The 17,674-nt window shown below is 72.7% G+C and carries 17 protein-coding genes; 8 read left to right on the top strand and 9 right to left on the bottom strand.

The annotated features are described in order from the left end of the window. Positions 1-31 precede the first annotated feature (31 nt). Positions 32-1,003: a DUF3048 domain-containing protein gene (locus ACWCV9_RS35370; protein WP_450792833.1), complete on the bottom strand. Its 972-nt coding sequence runs from the start codon at positions 1,001-1,003 to the stop codon at positions 32-34. A gap of 203 nt (positions 1,004-1,206) precedes the next feature. Here ACWCV9_RS35370 and ACWCV9_RS35375 point away from each other — a divergent pair, with 203 nt between their 5' ends. After that, on the top strand, positions 1,207-2,397 hold the full coding sequence (locus ACWCV9_RS35375; protein WP_450792835.1) for a zinc-dependent alcohol dehydrogenase: 1,191 nt from the start codon (positions 1,207-1,209) through the stop codon (positions 2,395-2,397). A gap of 52 nt (positions 2,398-2,449) precedes the next feature. Here the strand turns inward: ACWCV9_RS35375 and ACWCV9_RS35380 are convergent, their stop codons facing one another. After that, positions 2,450-3,523, bottom strand: a complete 1,074-nt coding sequence (locus ACWCV9_RS35380) for an ATP-dependent DNA ligase (RefSeq protein WP_450792837.1) — start codon at positions 3,521-3,523, stop codon at positions 2,450-2,452. 74 nt (positions 3,524-3,597) lie between these two features. On the opposite strand from ACWCV9_RS35380, the gene ligD reads away from it, so the two are divergent. Together ligD and ACWCV9_RS35390 are read left to right on the top strand one after the other, a co-directional pair. Further along, positions 3,598-4,617, top strand: coding sequence for a non-homologous end-joining DNA ligase (ligD, locus tag ACWCV9_RS35385; RefSeq protein WP_450792839.1), 1,020 nt, complete (start codon positions 3,598-3,600; stop codon positions 4,615-4,617). Between the two features lie 85 nt (positions 4,618-4,702). Next, on the top strand, positions 4,703-5,767 hold the full coding sequence (locus ACWCV9_RS35390) for a LacI family DNA-binding transcriptional regulator (RefSeq protein ID WP_450792841.1): 1,065 nt from the start codon (positions 4,703-4,705) through the stop codon (positions 5,765-5,767). Between the two features lie 22 nt (positions 5,768-5,789). Here ACWCV9_RS35390 and ACWCV9_RS35395 read toward each other — a convergent pair whose 3' ends face one another. Beyond that, positions 5,790-6,581 (bottom strand): VOC family protein, encoded by a 792-nt coding sequence (locus ACWCV9_RS35395; RefSeq protein WP_450792842.1) that lies wholly within the window; start codon positions 6,579-6,581, stop codon positions 5,790-5,792. Positions 6,582-6,822: 241 nt separating this feature from the next. Between ACWCV9_RS35395 and ACWCV9_RS35400 the strand changes: the two genes are divergently transcribed. Next, positions 6,823-7,068 (top strand): WhiB family transcriptional regulator, encoded by a 246-nt coding sequence (locus ACWCV9_RS35400; RefSeq protein ID WP_450792844.1) that lies wholly within the window; start codon positions 6,823-6,825, stop codon positions 7,066-7,068. Between the two features lie 600 nt (positions 7,069-7,668). On the opposite strand, the gene ACWCV9_RS35405 is transcribed toward ACWCV9_RS35400, so the two are convergent. The 4 genes from ACWCV9_RS35405 to ACWCV9_RS35420 form a co-directional block, all read right to left on the bottom strand. Next, a complete protein-coding gene (locus ACWCV9_RS35405; protein ID WP_450792846.1) occupies positions 7,669-8,643 on the bottom strand; it encodes an acyl-ACP desaturase in 975 nt (324 codons plus the stop codon). A gap of 227 nt (positions 8,644-8,870) precedes the next feature. After that, a complete protein-coding gene (gene ddaH, locus ACWCV9_RS35410) occupies positions 8,871-9,647 on the bottom strand; it encodes a dimethylargininase (protein WP_450792848.1) in 777 nt (258 codons plus the stop codon). Positions 9,648-9,769: 122 nt separating this feature from the next. Beyond that, positions 9,770-11,398: an ABC-F family ATP-binding cassette domain-containing protein gene (locus ACWCV9_RS35415; protein WP_450792849.1), complete on the bottom strand. Its 1,629-nt coding sequence runs from the start codon at positions 11,396-11,398 to the stop codon at positions 9,770-9,772. Between the two features lie 303 nt (positions 11,399-11,701). Next, on the bottom strand, positions 11,702-12,118 hold the full coding sequence (locus ACWCV9_RS35420; protein ID WP_450792851.1) for an SsgA family sporulation/cell division regulator: 417 nt from the start codon (positions 12,116-12,118) through the stop codon (positions 11,702-11,704). Between the two features lie 196 nt (positions 12,119-12,314). Between ACWCV9_RS35420 and ACWCV9_RS35425 the strand changes: the two genes are divergently transcribed. Continuing rightward, positions 12,315-12,656 carry a plasmid stabilization protein gene (locus ACWCV9_RS35425; RefSeq protein WP_450792853.1) on the top strand — a complete coding sequence of 114 codons (342 nt, stop codon included), beginning with the start codon at positions 12,315-12,317 and terminating at the stop codon, positions 12,654-12,656. Positions 12,657-12,718: 62 nt separating this feature from the next. Here ACWCV9_RS35425 and ACWCV9_RS35430 read toward each other — a convergent pair whose 3' ends face one another. Beyond that, positions 12,719-13,015, bottom strand: a complete 297-nt coding sequence (locus ACWCV9_RS35430) for a YciI family protein (RefSeq protein WP_450792855.1) — start codon at positions 13,013-13,015, stop codon at positions 12,719-12,721. Between the two features lie 62 nt (positions 13,016-13,077). Here ACWCV9_RS35430 and ACWCV9_RS35435 point away from each other — a divergent pair, with 62 nt between their 5' ends. Further along, a complete protein-coding gene (locus ACWCV9_RS35435; protein ID WP_450792857.1) occupies positions 13,078-13,785 on the top strand; it encodes an endonuclease V in 708 nt (235 codons plus the stop codon). Positions 13,786-13,798: 13 nt separating this feature from the next. Here the strand turns inward: ACWCV9_RS35435 and ACWCV9_RS35440 are convergent, their stop codons facing one another. After that, complete coding sequence (locus ACWCV9_RS35440; protein ID WP_450792859.1) at positions 13,799-14,998, bottom strand: saccharopine dehydrogenase family protein; 1,200 nt, start codon at positions 14,996-14,998, stop codon at positions 13,799-13,801. Between the two features lie 215 nt (positions 14,999-15,213). Here ACWCV9_RS35440 and ACWCV9_RS35445 point away from each other — a divergent pair, with 215 nt between their 5' ends. Further along, positions 15,214-16,365: a CaiB/BaiF CoA transferase family protein gene (locus ACWCV9_RS35445; protein WP_450792861.1), complete on the top strand. Its 1,152-nt coding sequence runs from the start codon at positions 15,214-15,216 to the stop codon at positions 16,363-16,365. Between the two features lie 58 nt (positions 16,366-16,423). Further along, complete coding sequence (locus ACWCV9_RS35450; protein ID WP_450792863.1) at positions 16,424-17,638, top strand: acetyl-CoA C-acetyltransferase; 1,215 nt, start codon at positions 16,424-16,426, stop codon at positions 17,636-17,638. The last annotated feature ends 36 nt before the right edge of the window (positions 17,639-17,674 follow it).

The following is a 17,674-nucleotide window of genomic DNA, read 5'->3' on the forward strand; positions in this document are numbered from 1 at the left end:
GAGGGCCCCGCCGGTCTCCCGGGGAGGCACCTCACGGCGCCGCCGCGAACACCACCCACACCTGGCCGTCGGCAAAGTCCAGCGGGCTGCCGTCGGCCGCCGTGAACGCCGTACCGTCCGTGGCGGCCGGCCGTGACCAGCCGGCGGCGAAGGACCGCCCGTCGCGCAGCACCTCCGCCCGGCCCGATCCCACCGTCTCGGTGTACGGCGTCGCGTTGCCGAGCACATCGTGGTAGCGGGACACACGGACCCGCACGTACTGCACGACGACCGTCGCCGGGGCGATCCGCGCGCCGCCCGTGGTGACCGCCGGGGTGCCGTCCATCGCGACCAGCCAGCCGCCCCGCCCGGCGGACCAGGTGAAGGTGAAGCGGGCCGCGGGATAGCGCACGGTGCGGGTGGCCGTGGGCGTGCCCCCGGCGGGCGCCGGGCCGTAGCGGAAGCCGGTGGTCAGCGCGGCCCGGCCCGGGGCGGCGGGCAGCAGGCGGGCCGGGTGCAGATAGAGGTTGTGCGGCGCGGCCCTGCCGGGGCCCCGGACATAGGCGGCCGGGGCCTGGTCGGGGGACTCCTCACGCAGCGGCGCCCGGCCGATCAGTGGCAGCAGCTTGCGCTGGGCCCCCGAGAACGCCAGGAACGGCCGGTCGAACTGGCGCAGCAGCTCCAGATCGGACTCGCGGGCGCTGCGCACCGGGCCGACCGTCTTCGGCAGCCTGGACGCGTACACCGCCATCAGCCGGCTCAGGCCGCCCTCCACCTGCTCGGCGTACACCACGTCGGCCGTGTCCAGCCCGGTCTGCGGACGCGCCGCGGGCACATTGTCGATCTTCACGGCGAGCGGGGACCCGGCCGCGGCGGGCGCGGTCGGTGCCGGGGTGCGGTGCGGGGCCCGGTCGTCCGCGCCGTGCTGCGGGCCGGTGCAGCCCGCCATGAGTGACGCCGTCAGCGTGGCGGCGAGCAGTGCCGCCGTCAGCGCGGCGCGCCGGGGGCGCGCCCTGTGTCCCATGCCCACCCTTGTCACCCCGTCCGTGTGGTCCGATTGTGCGCCCGCGGAGTCCCGTCCGGCCAGAGCGGGGGGTTCGGTGCGCGGTCGTACGGGTACCCGGGCGCCGCCGCGAACAGGACGGCGCCGCCGCCGACCGGACGCAGCCATCGGCACGGATGCGCCGGAGCGAGGCGGCGCGCCCGCGACCGAGGGAGCGCGACCCCATGAAGGCAGTCACCTGGCAGGGCCGGCGGGACGTCCGCGTCGAGGACGTGCCCGACCCGAGGATCGAGGAACCCACGGACGCCGTCGTCCGTATCACCTCCACCGGGCTGTGCGGCTCGGACCTGCACCTGTACGAGGTGCTCACCCCGTTCATGACCCCGGGCGACATCCTCGGGCACGAGCCCATGGGCATCGTCGAGGAGGTCGGCCCCGGGGTACCCGATCTCAAGGCGGGCGACCGGGTCGTGGTGCCGTTCCAGATCGCCTGCGGAAACTGCTGGATGTGCCTCACCGGGCTGCCGACCCAGTGCGAGACCACCCAGGTCACCGGCGAGGGCATGGGCGCCGCCCTGTTCGGCTACACCCGCCTGTACGGCGCTGTCCCGGGCGGCCAGGCCGAGTATCTGCGGGTGCCGCAGGCGCAGTTCGGCCCGATCAAGGTGCCCGAGGGCCCGCCGGACGACCGGTTCGTCTATCTCTCCGACGTGCTGCCCACCGCCTGGCAGGCCGTCGAGTACGCCGCCGTCCCGCCCGGCGGCACCGTGGCCGTCCTCGGGCTGGGCCCGATCGGCGACATGGCCTGCCGGGTGGCACTCGCCCGTGGCGCCGAGCGGGTCTTCGGCGTCGACCTGGTGCCGGAGCGGCTCGCCCGGGCGCAGCGCCGGGGCGTGGCCACCTACGACCTGCGCGCCTTCGACGACGAGAAGTCGCTGGTGCACGCGATCTGGGACGAGACCGGCGGGCGCGGCCCGGACGCCGTGATCGACGCCGTGGGCACCGAGGCGCACGGCAGCGCCGCCGCCAAGCTCGCCCAGACGGCCACCGGGATGCTGCCCCGCAAACTGAGCGGACCGCTCGCGGAACGCTTCAGCGTCGACCGGCTCGGCGCCCTGTACATGGCCATCGACCTGGTACGGCGCGGCGGCACGATCTCGCTCAGCGGGGTGTACGGCGGGATGGCCGACCCGATGCCCCTGCTCACCCTGTTCGACAAGCAGATCCAGCTGCGCATGGGCCAGGCCAACGTCCGGCGCTGGACCGACGTGATCATGCCGTATCTGACCGAGGAGGACCCGCTCGGCGTCGAGGACTTCGCCACGCACCGGCTGCCGCTGACGGACGCGCCGCACGCCTACGAGATGTTCCAGCGCAAGCAGGACGGCGCCGTCAAGATCCTCATGCAGCCGTAGCCGTAGCCGTAGCCGTAGCTGTGGCCGTGACCTCGGCGGTCGCAGGGGTGGCTCAGTGGTGCCGCTCGCCGAGGATCTCCGCCAGGTCGTACCGCACCGGCTCCTCCAGCTGCGCATAGGTGCAGCTCTCCGGGGTGCGGTCCGGGCGCCAGCGGCGGAAGCGGGCCGTGTGCCGGAAGCGCTGGCCGTTCTCCATGTGGTCGTAGGCCACCTCGGCGACCCGCTCCGGCCGCAGCGGCACCCAGGACAGGTCCTTCTTCCCCGACCAGCGGCTCGGCGCGCCCGGCAGCCGGGCCGTCTCATGGGCGGTCTCGTCGGACCAGGCCGCCCACGGATGCCCGGCCACGTCGTCCATCCGGAGCGGCTCCAGCTCCTCGACCAGCTCGGCCCGCCGCTTCATCGCGAACGCGGCCGACACGCCCACATGCTGCAACCGGCCCTCTTCGTCGTACAGTCCCAGCAGCAGCGAGCCCACCACCGGGCCGCTCTTGTGGAAGCGGTACCCGGCGACGACGACATCGGCGGTCCGCTCGTGCTTGATCTTGAACATGGCGCGCTCGTCCTGGAGGTAGCGCAGCGTCAGCGGCTTGGCGACGATCCCGTCGAGACCGGCGCCCTCGAACTGCTCGAACCACCCCTGCGCCACACCGAGGTCGGTCGTCGCCGGCGCCAGATGCACGGGCGGGGTGGCCTCGGCGAGGGCCCGGTCGAGCAGGGCCCGGCGGTCGGTCAGCTCCACGTCGAGCAGCGAGGTGTCGTCCAGCGCGAGCAGGTCGAAGGCGACGAAGGACGCCGGGGTCCTCTCGGCCAGCATCCGCACCCGGGAGTCCGCCGGGTGGATCCGCTCGGTCAGCGCGTCGAAGTCCAGCCGACCGCCGCGCGCGATCACGATCTCCCCGTCGAGCACGCAGCGCCTGGGCACCCGCTCTCTCAGCGCCCCGACCAGCTCGGGAAAATACCTGGTCAGCGGCTTTCCGGTACGGCTGCCCAGCTCGACCTCGGCCCCGTCCCGGAACACGATCGCACGGAAGCCGTCCCACTTCGCCTCGTAGTGCATGCCCGGCGGGATCTTCGCCACGGACTTGGCGAGCATCGGCTTCACGGGCGGCATCACCGGCAGATCCATGCCCCCGATTCTGCTCGCATGTGTCAGGTGTCGCCCGGTATGCGCCCGCCGGGGGGTGCGCCTACCGTGGCCGCATGGGCGATGCGGTGGAACTGGAGGTGGGCGGCCGGACGGTACGGCTGTCCAGCCCGGACAAGGTGTTCTTCCCCGAGCGGGGCTTCACCAAGCTGGACCTCGCGCGGTACTACACCGCCGTCGGTCCCGGCATCCTGCGCGCCCTGCGCAACCGCCCGACCACCCTGGAGCGCTACCCGGACGGCGTCGGCGGCGAGTGGTTCTTCCAGAAACGGGCTCCCAAGGGCATGCCCGACTGGATCCCGACCGCCCACATCACCTTCCCCAGCGGCCGCAGCGCGGACGAGATGTGCCCCACCGAGGAGGCCGCCGTGGTGTGGGCCGCCCAGTACGGCACGCTCACCTTCCACCCCTGGCCGGTACGCGCCACCGATGTCGACCGCCCCGACGAACTGCGCATCGACCTCGACCCGCAGCCCGGCACCGAGTACGCCGACGCCGTCCGCGCCGCCCACGAACTGCGCGCCGTGCTGGACGAGTTCGGCGGGCTGCGCGGCTGGCCCAAGACCTCCGGCGGCCGTGGCCTGCATGTCTTCGTGCCCATCGAACCCCGCTGGACCTTCACCCAGGTACGGCGCGCCGCGATCGCCGTCGGCCGGGAGATGGAACGCCGGATGCCCGAGCAGGTGACGATCAAGTGGTGGAAGGAGGAACGGGGCCGCCGCATCTTCCTTGATTACAATCAGACCGCTCGGGACCGCACCATCGCCTCCGCCTACTCGGTACGGCCGCGCCCGCACGCCCCCGTCTCCGCGCCGCTGCGCTGGGACGAGGTCGAGGCCGCCCATCCCCGTGACTTCGACCTGGCCACCATGCCGGCCCGGTTCGCCGAACTCGGTGATGTGCACGCCGACATGGACGACCACGCCTACTCCCTGGACGCCCTGCTGGAGCTGGCGCGCCGCGACGAACACGACCACGGCCTGGGCGATCTGCCGTATCCGCCGGAGTACCCGAAGATGCCCGGCGAACCGAAGCGGGTCCAGCCGAGCCGCGCCCGCCGCGAACAGACCCCCTGAGGGGTCGAGTGCCTCTCCCGGCCCCGGATCGCCCGAGGCCGGCGCGGCTATCCTGAGCGCCAGCCGCGCGAGGAGGAGTCCCGAAGTGACCGAGGCAGTGTCGCGCCCCACGCTGGAGGCCGTGGCCGCGCGGGCCGGCGTGTCCCGGGCCACCGCGTCCCGGGTCGTCAACGGCGGGGACCGTGTCCGCGAGCCGCTGGCCGCCCGGGTCCGCCAGGCCGTGGAGGAACTCGGCTATGTGCCCAACCAGGCGGCCCGCACCCTCGTCACCCGGCGGCACGACGCCGTCGCGGTCGTCATCGCGGAACCCGAGACCCGGGTCTTCGCCGACCCCTTCTTCGCCCTGCAACTGCGCGGCATCAGCAAGGAACTGACCGCCCACGACAACCAGCTGGTACTCCTGCTCACCGAGGGCCGCGCCGACCACGCACGCGTGGCCCGCTATCTCGCCGGGGGCCATGTCGACGGAGCGCTCGTCTTCTCCCTGCACCTGGACGACCCGCTGCCCGCACTGATCCACGACGCCGGTGTCCCCACCGTGTTCGGCGGACGGCCCGGCTGGAGCGAGGGCGCCCCGGCGGAGGACCCGGCCGTGGTGTACGTCGACTGCGACAACCGGGGCGGGGCCCGCGCCGCCGTACGCCATCTCGTGGACCTCGGCCGCCGCCGTATCGCCCACATCACGGGCCCGCTGGACCAGACCTCGGCGGCGGACCGGCTCGCCGGCTACCGGGACGTCGTCGGCGCCCTGCCCGGCGCGGACCAGGCCCGTCTGGTCGTGGAGAGCGACTTCACCCCGGCCGGCGGGGAACGGGCCATGCGCGAACTCCTCGTCCGCTGCCCGGACCTGGACGCCGTCTTCGCCGCGAACGACCTCACCGCACTCGGTGCCCTGCGCGTCCTGCGCGCCTCCGGCCGACGGGTGCCCGAGGACGTGGCCGTGATCGGCTTCGACGACGTACTGCCCGTCGCCGAACAGACCGAACCGCCGCTGACGACGGTCCGTCAGGAGATCGAGGAGATGGGCCGGCTGATGGCCCGGCTGCTGCTGCGCAGGCTGTCCGGCGACCGGCGCGCCGACCACACCCCGTCCGATGCGCCGGCCCCCGTCATCGTCCCGACCACACTGGTACGCCGCGCCTCCGCGTGAGGTCACCGAGGCCGCGCGGGGCTCAGCCCTGCCGCTGCTCGCTGCGGATCACCGCGAAGCGGGCGCCGTAGGGGTCGGCGAGTCTGGCCATGCGGCCCACGCCCTCCATCGTCGTCGCGGGAACGGCGACCGTGCCGCCGAGTTCCTCCGCCCGGGCGACGACGGCGTCGGTGTCCTCGACCTCGAAGTACGGCAGCCAGTACGGGCGGCCCTCTCCCTCGGCGCCGGCGGCGGCCTGCGGCACGAAGCCGCCGAACATCGCGTCCTCACCGCCCTCGGCCGGGTTGACGCAGGTGTACGTCCCGCCCGGGAACGGCACCGCCGAGGTCTCCAGGCCGAGCACCTGGTGGTAGAAGTGGGCGGCCGCCGCGATGTCCGGGGTGTACAGCTCGACCCAGCACAGCGAGCCGGGATCGCCCGCCACGTCCAGGCCCTTGATGCGCCCGGGCTGCCAGATCCCGAACGGCACCCCCGCCTCGTCCGCGAGGATCGCCATATGACCCTGGCCCATCACATCGATGGGCTGTTGCAGCACGGTGCCGTGGGCCTGCTCGGCCGCCTTGGCGGTGGCCTGTGCGTCCTCGCTCTGGAAATACACCGTCCAGGCCGGCGGACCCTGCTCGGGGCCGGCCTGCATACCGCCGGCCACCGTCCGGCCGTCCTGCTGGAAGAAGCCGTAGCCGCCGGCGTCCGGCCCGGCCGACTCGAACCGCCAGCCGAAGAGACCGCCGTAGAAGGAGACGGCGCCGTCGATGTCCGGGGTGGCGACATCGATCCAGTTCGGAGCGCCGTTGACGAAACGGGTGGTGAGCATGTGCCCTCCTCGAAGGGGTCCCGTCCTGTGCACTGCCGAGTCTGGCACCGCCCACTGACAACCGCCGCCGGAACCCCGCTCACTCACGGTGATCGCCGCTGCCCCGGATTTCACCCCGCCCCGCGCGCCGCCGTGCGCGGCGGGGGACCGGCGGCGCATCATCGAGGCGGCGGGAGCTCCCGGCGGCGCCGTTGACGCGCTGTTGATCGAACGTTTTTCACGGCCCGGCACCATCCTGGGCATGTACTTCGACACCATCACCCCGGCCGACGACACCTGGCGGGCGCAGGCCCTGTGCGCACAGACCGGGCCGGACTTCTTCTTCCCCGAGCCGGGCAGCTCCGTGCGCGAGGCGAAGCGCATCTGCGGCCTGTGCGAGCTGCGTCCCGCCTGCCTGGAGTACGCACTCGCCAACGACGAGCGCTTCGGCGTCTGGGGCGGCCTCTCCGAAAAAGAACGCCTCGCCCTCCGCCGCACCTCCTCCTGACCCGCATGCCCTCTGCCGAGCTTCGGTCACGTGCAAGCGAGCCCGTGCAATGACGGCCGAGCCGCGTGCGCCTTCTTCTGGACCTACGCCACGCTGACGGAGCTTTTTGCCGTCCTGGGCCGCCTCCGACCGAGCCTGCGCAGTCATGGCCGGGTCCGCGTGTCTTCTGGGCGAGCGCTGTGCACTCGTGGCCGAGCCGCGTGTGCCCTCTGCTGGGCCTGCGCCGCGCTGACGGAGCCCGCCCGCCGTTTGCCGGCCTGCGTTGCCTCTGACCGCGCCTGTGCACTCCGGCCCGGGCCCGCGGAGTACGGCCGAGCCGCGTGCCTCGTCCTATGGGCCTGCGCCACCGCTGGCAGCGCCTGCGGAGTGATGGCCGAGCCCGCGTCTGCTGCTGAGCCTGCGCTACCTATGGCCGAGCCTGCGCGGCCATGGCCGATCCCGTGCACCTCCGGCTGGGCATGACGTCCGCGAACGAGCCCGCGCCCCCGCCAGGCTGGGCACCCCCGCCAGAGCCGGCACCCCCAGCCGGTCCCGCGCCCCCGTCGTCGTACATCGTCCGGTGAGCCCAGCGCGACTTCGCCGGGCTCACCCGTGTCGTGGTCAGCCGGTGTGGCGGGCCGCCATGCGGGCCTTGCGGGCGGCGAGGCGCTCGTCGAACTTCGCGGCCTCCGCGTCCAGCCCGCCCATGTACAGGCCCAGCTCCTCCTGTGCCTGGCGGCCCTCGGGGCCGAGCCCGTCGATCTCCAGGACCTTCAGGAAGCGCAGCACCGGCTGGAGCACGTCGTCGTGGTGGATGCGCAGGTTGTACACCTCGCCGATGGCCATCTGCGCGGCCGCCCGCTCGAAGCCCGGGATGCCGTGTCCGGGCATCCGGAAGTTGACGACCACGTCCCGCACCGCCTGCATGGTCAGGTCGGGGGCCAGCTCGAAGGCGGCCTTCAGCAGATTGCGGTAGAAGACCATGTGCAGGTTCTCGTCGGTTGCGATGCGCGCCAGCATGCGGTCGCAGACCGGGTCGCCGGACTGGTGCCCGGTGTTGCGGTGCGAGATCCGGGTGGCCAGCTCCTGGAACGCGACATAGGCGATCGAGTGCAGCATCGAGTGCCGGTTGTCGGACTCGAAGCCCTCGCTCATGTGGGCCATGCGGAAACGCTCGAGCTTGTCCGGGTCCACCGCCCGCGAGGTGAGCAGGTAGTCCCGCATCACGATGCCGTGCCGGCCCTCCTCGGCCGTCCACCGGTGCACCCACGTGCCCCACGCGCCGTCGCGGCCGAAGAGCGAGGCGATCTCGTGGTGGTAGCTCGGCAGGTTGTCCTCGGTGAGCAGGTTGACCACGAGGGCGATCCGCCCGATGTCCGTCACCTTGGACTGCTCCTGCTCCCAGGCCTGCCCGTCCTCGAACACACCGGGGAAGTTACGGCCGTCGCTCCAGGGCACGTACTCGTGCGGCATCCAGTCCTTGGCGACCTTCAGGTGCCGGTTCAGCTCGGTCTCGACCACTTCCTCCAGCGCGTACAGCAGCCGCGCGTCGGTCCACACGGACGGGCTGCCGAGGTGAGGGGAAGTGATCGTCACAGGAACTCCAGGGGGACGCCGAACCAAGGGGGAGAGGTGGGGGAGGTGCCGGCGAGCGGCGCCGGAACCTACGTGATCGTAGGCTACGAATCCGTAGGTTACGAACCCGTAGGTTAAGTTCGCCGTAAAGGCTGCTGATCAGCGGGGCCGGACCCGGGTTGACGCCATACGGAACAGCCCCGGGACCCGCCAGGTCCCGGGGCTGTCGGGCTGACAGAATCACCCGATCAGGCGTACAGCTCCCGCAGCCGCACCGAGAGACAGGTCACACAGCCCTCCAGCTTCTCGAACTCGCTGATGTCCACCGTGATCACCTCGTGGCCGAGATCGGTCAGCAGCTCCGCCGTCTTCGGGGCGCTCGCCGCCATCAGCAGCTTGTGCCCGCCGAGCAGCACCACATGGGCGCCGGACTCCTCCGGCACCGACAGGAAGCGCGGGAAGAGCGCGGGCCGGTCCACCTTGGGGATGTGCCCGATCACCGTGCCGTCGGGCAGCGCGGTCACCGCCGACTTCAGATGCAGCACCTTGCTCACCGGCACGGCCACCACGCGCGCGCCCAGCGGCTCGAAGGCGGCCCGCAGCTGCTGGACACCGGCCACGTTGGTGCGCCCGCCCCGGCCGACATAGACCGTGTCGCCGACCTTCAGCACATCGCCGCCGTCCAGCGTGCCCGGCTCCCATATCCAGTTCACCGAGCAGCCGAGGCTCGCCACCGCCTCCTCGACACCGGCGGTCTCCGCCCGGCGGGGATCGGCACCGGGCCGGGTGATCAAGGCCACGTTCCGGAACATCACGACGGTGTCCTCGACGAACACCGAGTCCGGGCAGTCGTCGGCCGGTTCGACCTCGATCGTCTCCCAGCCGTGGGCGCGCAGCGCCTCGACATACGCCTCCCACTGCCGCACGGCGAGCTCCACATCGACCTTCTCCCGCTCGATGTGCGTCACCAGGCCTTCGGCGAGACGGGGGCTGGGGCGGCGGACGAGGGCCTTCTTGCTGGGCACGAGAAGCCTTTCGTATCGGTCGGACGGTTCGGTCGCGGCAGTGGTGCGGACCGGCGCCGGACGGGGTCCGGCACCGGTCCGCCATCATGCAGCCCGCTCCGGCCTGGGCAAAACCCTCGTTGTCAGGCTGTGCCCAGGCCGACATCCTCCGGTGCGATCTCCTTCAGTTCGCCCCCTTCCATCAGCAGCCACCGGGTGATGCCGACCGATTCCAGGAAGGGCAGGTCGTGGCTGGCCACGAGCAGTGCGCCCTCGTACGACTCCAGGGCCGAGGTGAGCTGCCGTACGCTCGCCATGTCGAGGCTGTTCGTCGGCTCGTCGAGCAGCAGCAGCTGCGGTGCCGGTTCGGCGAGCATCAGCGCGGCCAGGGCCGCCCGGAACCGCTCGCCGCCCGAGAGGGTGGCCGCCTTCTGGTCCGCCCGGGCACCCCGGAACAGGAAGCGGGCGAGCCGCGCCCGGACCCGGTTGTTGGTGGCGCCCGGCGCGAACCGGGCCACGTTCTCGGCGACCGTCCGCTTGTCGTCCAGCACGTCCAGCCGCTGGGGCAGGAACCGCAGCGGGACATGCGCCGTGGCCACGCCGGCCACCGGGGCCAGCTGCCCGGCGACGGTCCGCAGCAGGGTCGTCTTGCCGGAGCCGTTCCGTCCGACCAGCGCGATCCGCTCCGGGCCACGCAGGTCGAGGATCCCCGGGACGCGTACGCCGTGGGCGAGTTCCAGGTCCTCCAGGGTGAGGACCTGCCGGCCGGGCGGCACGGCCGTGTACGGCAGCTCGACGCGGATCTCGTCGTCGTCCCGTACGGCCTCCACCGCCACGTCCAGGCGCTCCTTCGCCTCGGCGAGCCGCTCCTCGTGCAGGATGCGGTGTTTGCCCGCGGACTCCTGGGCGGCGCGTCGGCGCGCTCCCATGACGATCTTGGGCTCCCGCTTGCTGTCCCACATCTTCTGGCCGTACCGCTTGCGGCGGGCCAGTTTGACCTGGGCGTCGACGAGTTCCCGCTTCTGCTTGCGCAGATCCGCCTCGGCGACCCGGAGCATCCGCTCGGCGGCCTCCTGCTCCACCGCGAGGGCATCCTCGTAGGCCGAGAAGCCGCCGCCGTACCAGGTGACCTCGCCGGAGCGCAGCTCGGCGATCTGGTCGACCAGGTCGAGCAGTTCCCGGTCGTGGCTGACCACGACCAGGATGCCCGGCCAGGAGCCGACGGCCTGGTACAGCCGGCGGCGCGCGTACAGGTCGAGGTTGTTGGTGGGTTCGTCCAGCAGCAGCACGTCCGGGCGGCGCAGCAGCAGCGCGGCCAGCCGCAGCAGCACCGACTCGCCGCCGGACACCTCTCCGACGGTGCGGTCCAGGCCCAGGTGGCCGAGGCCGAGTTCACCGAGCGTGGCGAGGGCGCGCTCCTCGACGTCCCAGTCGTCGCCGACCGCCTCGAAGTGCTCCTCGGACGTGTCGCCCGACTCGATGGCGTGCAGCGCGGCCCGCCGGCCGGCGATCCCGAGGGCCTCGTCGACGCGGAGCGTGGTGTCCAGGGTGATGTTCTGCGGGAGATAGCCGATCTCGCCGGTGGCCTTGACGGCACCGGCGACCGGGACGAGTTCGCCGGCCAGCAGCCTCAACAGGGTGGACTTGCCGGAGCCGTTGACGCCGATGAGACCGGTTCTGCCGGGGCCGAAGGCGAGGTCGAGACCGTCGAGGACGGTGGTGCCGTCGGGCCAGGCGAAGGAGAGGGCGGTGCAGGTGAGGTTCGTTGACACAAGGGCCTCGCGGTGTGGGTGGGTGCGGTCGGGGGCGAGCGCGTGGGAGACACCGCGAGGCGGACACCGAAGGACCCAGGGCACGAGGAGGCCCGAGAACGGAAAAGGGCCTGTGCCAGAGGACGGCTCGGACGCCGAGGTCGTACGCCACGCACACCACCTCAGGGGTGTGAACGCGGTGTCTCAGGACCTCAGACGAGCAACGTCCTTCTCCAATCGACGGCAACAGGACCGATTACACGGTAGGAAGGGCGCGCAGCGCTGTCAACGGAATTAACCGCGGGGGCGCCGGGCGCGGAGGGCTCAGCAGGCGTCGCGCATCAGCTCGGCCAGACCGTGGTCCAGGTCCAGCTGGAGGTGTTCGAGGCCGGCCGGCACCAGCTCGTCCGTCGCGTCCAGGAACCGCCGTATCTCGCCCGAGCGCACATGCACCAGCGCGGTGCCCTCCGGGGCGTGGAACTCCAGCACGGTGCGGTCGTACCCGTACGGCCGGACCCGGACGTCGCCCAGGCCCTCGGGCCCCTCCAGCCCGGCCGCGAGCAGCTCACGGGAGAAGGTCCAGCACACCTCCACGCCCTCCAGGGTGGCCGGGGCCGGGAAGGTCATGCGGACGGCGAACGGATCGCTCCGGTCGTAGCGCAGCGTGGCGGGAATGCTCGGCATGCGCGGTGCGGCGGCGACGAGACGGGCCTCTACGGGCTGCTCGATGACGGTTGACAACGCCTTGCTCCCTCGTGACGGCTGGGCTACGTCCGGGTGCGACGCCCGGCACTGAGAGAGACGACGGATCCGGCCGTTGCGTGCACGCGGGGAACGAGTGACCTCGGTCACCGCATTCATGCCTGGCCGGTAGAAGCCCCGAGGGCGGGTACTCGGCGGCGTGCAGCAAGGCATCGGCGCGAGGAAGGGAGCGATCATGCCAGCCGGTTCCAGCCCGAAGCGCGAGCGTCAGTACGAGCACATCAAGAAGAGCGCGCAGGACAGGGGCGAGAGTGCCGGACGCGCCAAGGAGATCGCCGCGCGGACCGTGAACAAGGAACGTGCCCGCTCCGGCGAGTCCAAGACCGCCAGCCGCAGCTCCACGCAGGACAGCAAGTCGTCCTCCGAGCGCGGCGGCCAGCGGTCGGGCAACCGCGTCGGGTCCCACGGCCCCACCCGCGACCAGCTCTACAACGAGGCCAGGCAGCGCGGCATCGAAGGCCGCTCCCATATGAACAAGGACGAGCTCCAGCGTGCGCTGAACGCCAAGAAGGGCTGAGCCCGGAAAGGTCGGCGGGCCGACGGAGTCGGGATGCGGAGGGGTGAGCCTGGCGCGGCTGCTCAGGCCGGCGTTTGGCGGTAAGGGTCCAGTGCCGGGACCGTTTTCGTGGCGATGAACTCCGTGATGCGGTACGTGCACACGCCGGCGATCACGAACGGGTCGCCCGCGGTGAGTCGCTCGATCAGGGTCCGGTTCGACGCGACCGCCAGGATCACCCCGCCGTCGCGGGGGTTCTTGCGCCCGGAGGCCAGGAAGAAACCTTTCTCGTACTGTTCCTCCAGCCACTTCACATGGTCGGGCAGCAGGGCGTCCACCGCTTCCAGCGGCGCGTTGTAGTTCAGCTCCAGTACGAACATGATCGCGAGCGTACCCCCTGGCGTCCGGGGGCCGGCCGGGAAGCCGTACAGTCGTGGGCACCATGACGACCGTAGGCGTACCCGCGGGCTGGCCCGCGACCGAGGACGAGGCCCGCGCGGTCCAGGACGAACTGCGCGGGCGGGTGGTGCTCGACGAACCCGGACCGCCGCCCGGCAGCGGCCCGGTGACCGGCGTGGACGTCGCCTACGACGACGCCCTCGACCTCGTCGCCGCGGCCGCCGTCGTCCTGGACGCGGCCACCCTGGAGGTGGTGGCCGAGGCGACCGCCGTCGGCCGCATCTCCTTCCCTTATGTGCCCGGGCTGCTCGCTTTCCGTGAGATCCCCACGGTCAGGGCCGCCCTGGACCGGCTGCCGTGCCAGCCCGGTCTGGTCGTGTGCGACGGCTACGGCCTCGCCCATCCCCGTCGCTTCGGCCTCGCCAGCCACCTGGGCGTGCTCCTGGACCTGCCGACCATCGGCGTCGCCAAGAACCCGTTCACCTTCACCTACGACGACCCCGCCCCCGCGCGCGGCGCCTGGGCACCGCTGCTCGCCGGAACCGAGGAGGTCGGCCGCGCGGTGCGCACCAGGGACCGCGTCAAGCCGGTCTTCGTCTCCGTCGGCCACCGGGTGAGCCTGGACAACGCCGTGGCGCACACCCTGGCGCTGGCCCCGGCCTACCGGCTGCCGGAGACCACGCGCCGGGCGGACGCCCTGTGCCGCCGGGCGCTCCAGGAGGCGACGGCGCGCCGGGCGCCGGCCTCCTGAACCCGTAGCTGCCTCACGCGCGCGTGGAGGCGCTCGGGGTCTCGGCGGCCACCCGGAAGGTGATCCCGGCGGCCCGCAGCCGCTCGGTCAGCGCGTCGCCCATCGCCTGCGCGGTGGTGACCTGCCCGGCCGTCGGCGGCAGTTCGTCGAAGGCCAGGCACAGCGCGGCCTCGGCGAACATCCGGGCCGTCTCGTCGTAGCCCGGGTCGCCGCCCGCGACCTCGGTGAACACCCGCCGCCCGCCGCCCTCGCCGACGAACCGCACGGTGAACCAGCTCCGCGCCCGCTTCTCCGGGCTCGGCCCGTCGCCCGGCTTGAGCCGGTCCGACAGCCAGCGCCGTGCGGGCGGCAGCTGGGCGGCCGCCGCGACGGCACCGACGGCGGCGACCCCGCCGAGCGCGACCGGCAGATGCCGGACCGCGGCGAAGTGCCGGTAGCGGAAGTCGGGGCCGTACCGCTCCAGGGCCTTCGCCGAGCGGCGCACGATCTGCGGATCGATCGTCGGCAGCGGCACCGCCCACGCGCCGACCTCCCCGGCGAACCGCGGCGCGCCCGCCGGGGTTGCCACCCGGCGCCCGAGCAGCCGGGGCTCGTGCCGGGCCCGCTCGCGCGCGGCGGACAGCATCTGCCGGCCGCGGGCGATCTGGTTCAGCGCCGAGGCCAGCGTGCCGCCGGAGAACGCCGCGTCGGTGCTCACGAACCCGTCCACGGTCAGCGGCACCCCCTCCGGCAGCTGCCGGACGGTGAAGTACACCCCCAGGTCGTGCGGTACGGAGTCGAAGCCGCAGGCGTGCACCAGCCGGGCGCCGGTCTCCCGCGCGCGTGCGTCGTACCGGACGTACATCAGGTCCACGAACTCCGGCTCACCGGTGAGGTCCAGGTAGTCGGTGCCGGCCTGCGCGCAGGCGGCGACCAGTGCCTCGCCGTGCTGGATGTACGGCCCGACGGTCGTGGCCACCACGCGCGCGTGGTCGGCGAGGGCCCGCACGGTGTCCGGTTCGGCGACGTCGGCGCGCAGGACGCCGATCTCCGCGCCGCCGGGGAGCGCTTCGCGCAGCCGCTCCAGCTTGCGTGCGTCGCGGCCCGCTATCGCCCAGCGCAGGTCCCGCGGCGCGTGCGCGGCGAGGTACTCCGCTATCAGCGTTCCGACGAAGCCCGTCGCTCCGAAGAGCACGAGGTCGTACGGACGGTCCGTCCTTTTCAGCCTGGCCATGACACCCCTTCGTCCCGCAGCCCGCGCCGCCGTCGGTCGCTGAGGCTAGCGTGAGGTGTGCGCGCTCCGACGACCGGCCTTTCATCCGTCCGGGTGATCCCGGACGCGCCGGGCACTTGGCTAAGCGCTTGCTCGTTGAGGTCTTGTGTCCGGTGGAACGTGTTCTTAGCATCACCGGTGTTACATCGGTAGTGTCACACTCGCTTGGGGGCTCGATGACGACGGCAGTGAAGCCGGGGCAGGCTGGCCCGCTCACCGGCGTGCGCGTGGTGGAGCTGGCCGGCATCGGGCCGGGCCCGTTCGCCGCCATGCTCCTGGGCGACCTCGGCGCCGACGTGGTCCGGGTGGACCGCCCGGGCGGCCCCGGCATCGGCATCGACCCGGCCCGCGACATCACCAACCGCAACAAGCGCTCGGTCGTCGTCGACCTCAAGGCGGCGGACGGACCCGCGCGCGTCCTCGATCTCGCCGAGCGGGCCGACATCCTGATCGAGGGCTACCGCCCGGGCGTCGCCGAGCGGCTCGGCGTCGGCCCCGAGCACTGCCACGCCCGCAACCCCCGTCTGGTCTACGGCCGCATGACCGGCTGGGGCCAGGACGGCCCCCTCGCCCCCCGCGCCGGCCACGACGTGGCCTACATCGCCGTCACGGGCGCCCTCGGCATGATCGGCCGGCCGGACGAGCCCCCGCCCGTCCCCGCCAACCTCCTCGGCGACTACGCGGGCGGTTCGCTCTACCTGGTGGTCGGCGTGCTCGCCGCGCTGCACCACGCGCGCGCGACCGGCACCGGACAGGTGGTCGACGCCGCCATCGTGGACGGCACGGCCCACCTGTCCGCGATGATCCACGGCATGCTGGCGGCCGGCGGCTGGCAGGACCGGCGCGCCGCCAACCTCCTCGACGGCGGCTGCCCCTACTACGGCACCTACGAGACCGCCGACGGCCGGTACATCGCGGTCGGTGCCCTGGAGGAGCAGTTCTACGACGAGTTCCTGCGCCTGCTCGGCCTGGCCGAGGAGGACGGCGCCCGCACGGACTGGACCCGCTGGGGCGAGCTGCGCGAAAAGATCGCCGCCCGCTTCAAGGCCCGCACCCGGGACGAGTGGACGGCCCTCTTCGAGGGGTCCGACGCCTGTGTGGCCCCGGTGCTGTCCCTGCGCGAGGCCCCGCACCACCCGCACCTGGCCGCGCGCGGCACCTTCGTCAGCCACTCCGGCGTCACCCAGCCCGCCCCCGCCCCCCGGTTCTCCGCGACCCCCGCAGCCGTCCGCGGCGGGCCGGCCCTGCCCGGCGCGCACACGGAGTCGGTGGCCCGGGACTGGGCCGTACCCGCGCTGCACGACCCCCCGGCCGCCGACGGCGACTGACCCCACCGACCCAGGCGACCCCGCCCCCGCTCGGCCCACCCTCCCGAAAGGCACTCCAGTGAGCACCGAAGCGTACGTGTACGACGCGATCCGCACCCCGCGCGGCCGCGGCAAGGCGAACGGCGCCCTGCACGGCACCAAGCCCGTCGACCTGGTCGTCGGCCTCATCCACGCGCTGCGCGACCGCTTCCCCGGCCTCGACCCGGCCGCCGTCGACGACATCGTGCTCGGCGTCGTCGGCCCCGTCGGCGACCAGGGCTCCGACATCGCCCGGATCGCCGCGATCGCCGCCGGACTTCCGGACACCGTCGCGGGCGTGCAGGAGAACCGCTTCTGTGCCTCCGGCCTGGAGGCCGTCAACCTGGCCGCGGCCAAGGTCCGTTCGGGCTGGGAGGACCTGGTCCTCGCGGGCGGTGTGGAGTCCATGTCCCGGGTGCCGATGGGCTCCGACGGCGGAGCCTGGTTCAACGACCCGATGACCAACCTCGCCGTCAACTTCGTGCCGCAGGGCATCGGCGCCGACCTGATCGCCACCATCGAGGGCTTCACCCGCCGGGACGTGGACGAGTTCGCGGCCCTGTCCCAGGAGCGCGCCGCCACTGCCTGGAAGGAGGGCCGCTTCGACCGCTCGGTGGTCCCGGTCAAGGACCGCAACGGCCTGGTCGTCCTCGACCGCGACGAACACATGCGCCCCGGCACCACCGCCGACTCCCTCGCCAAGCTCAAGCCGTCGTTCGCGGACATCGGCGAGCTGGGCGGCTTCGACGCGGTCGCGCTCCAGAAGTACCACTGGGTGGAGAAGATCGACCACGTCCACCACGCGGGCAACTCCTCCGGCATCGTGGACGGCGCCTCCCTGGTCGCGATCGGCTCCAGGGAGGTCGGTGAGCGCTACGGTCTCACCCCGCGCGCGCGGATCGTCTCCGCGGCCGTCTCCGGCTCCGAGCCGACCATCATGCTCACCGGCCCCGCGCCCGCCACCCGCAAGGCGCTCAGCCGGGCCGGCCTCACCATCGACGACATCGACCTGGTCGAGATCAACGAGGCGTTCGCCGCGGTCGTCCTGCGCTTCGTGAAGGACATGGGCCTCAGCCTCGACAAGGTCAACGTCAACGGCGGCGCCATCGCCCTCGGCCACCCGCTCGGCGCGACCGGCGCCATGATCCTGGGCACCCTGGTGGACGAACTGGAGCGCCAGGACAAGCGCTACGGCCTCGCCACCCTGTGCGTGGGCGGTGGCATGGGCATCGCCACCATCGTCGAACGCATCTGAACTCCCCGCGGAACCAAGCGACTTCAACGGAGACGA

The sequence above is a fragment of the Streptomyces sp. NPDC001606 genome (genome assembly GCF_053596835.1).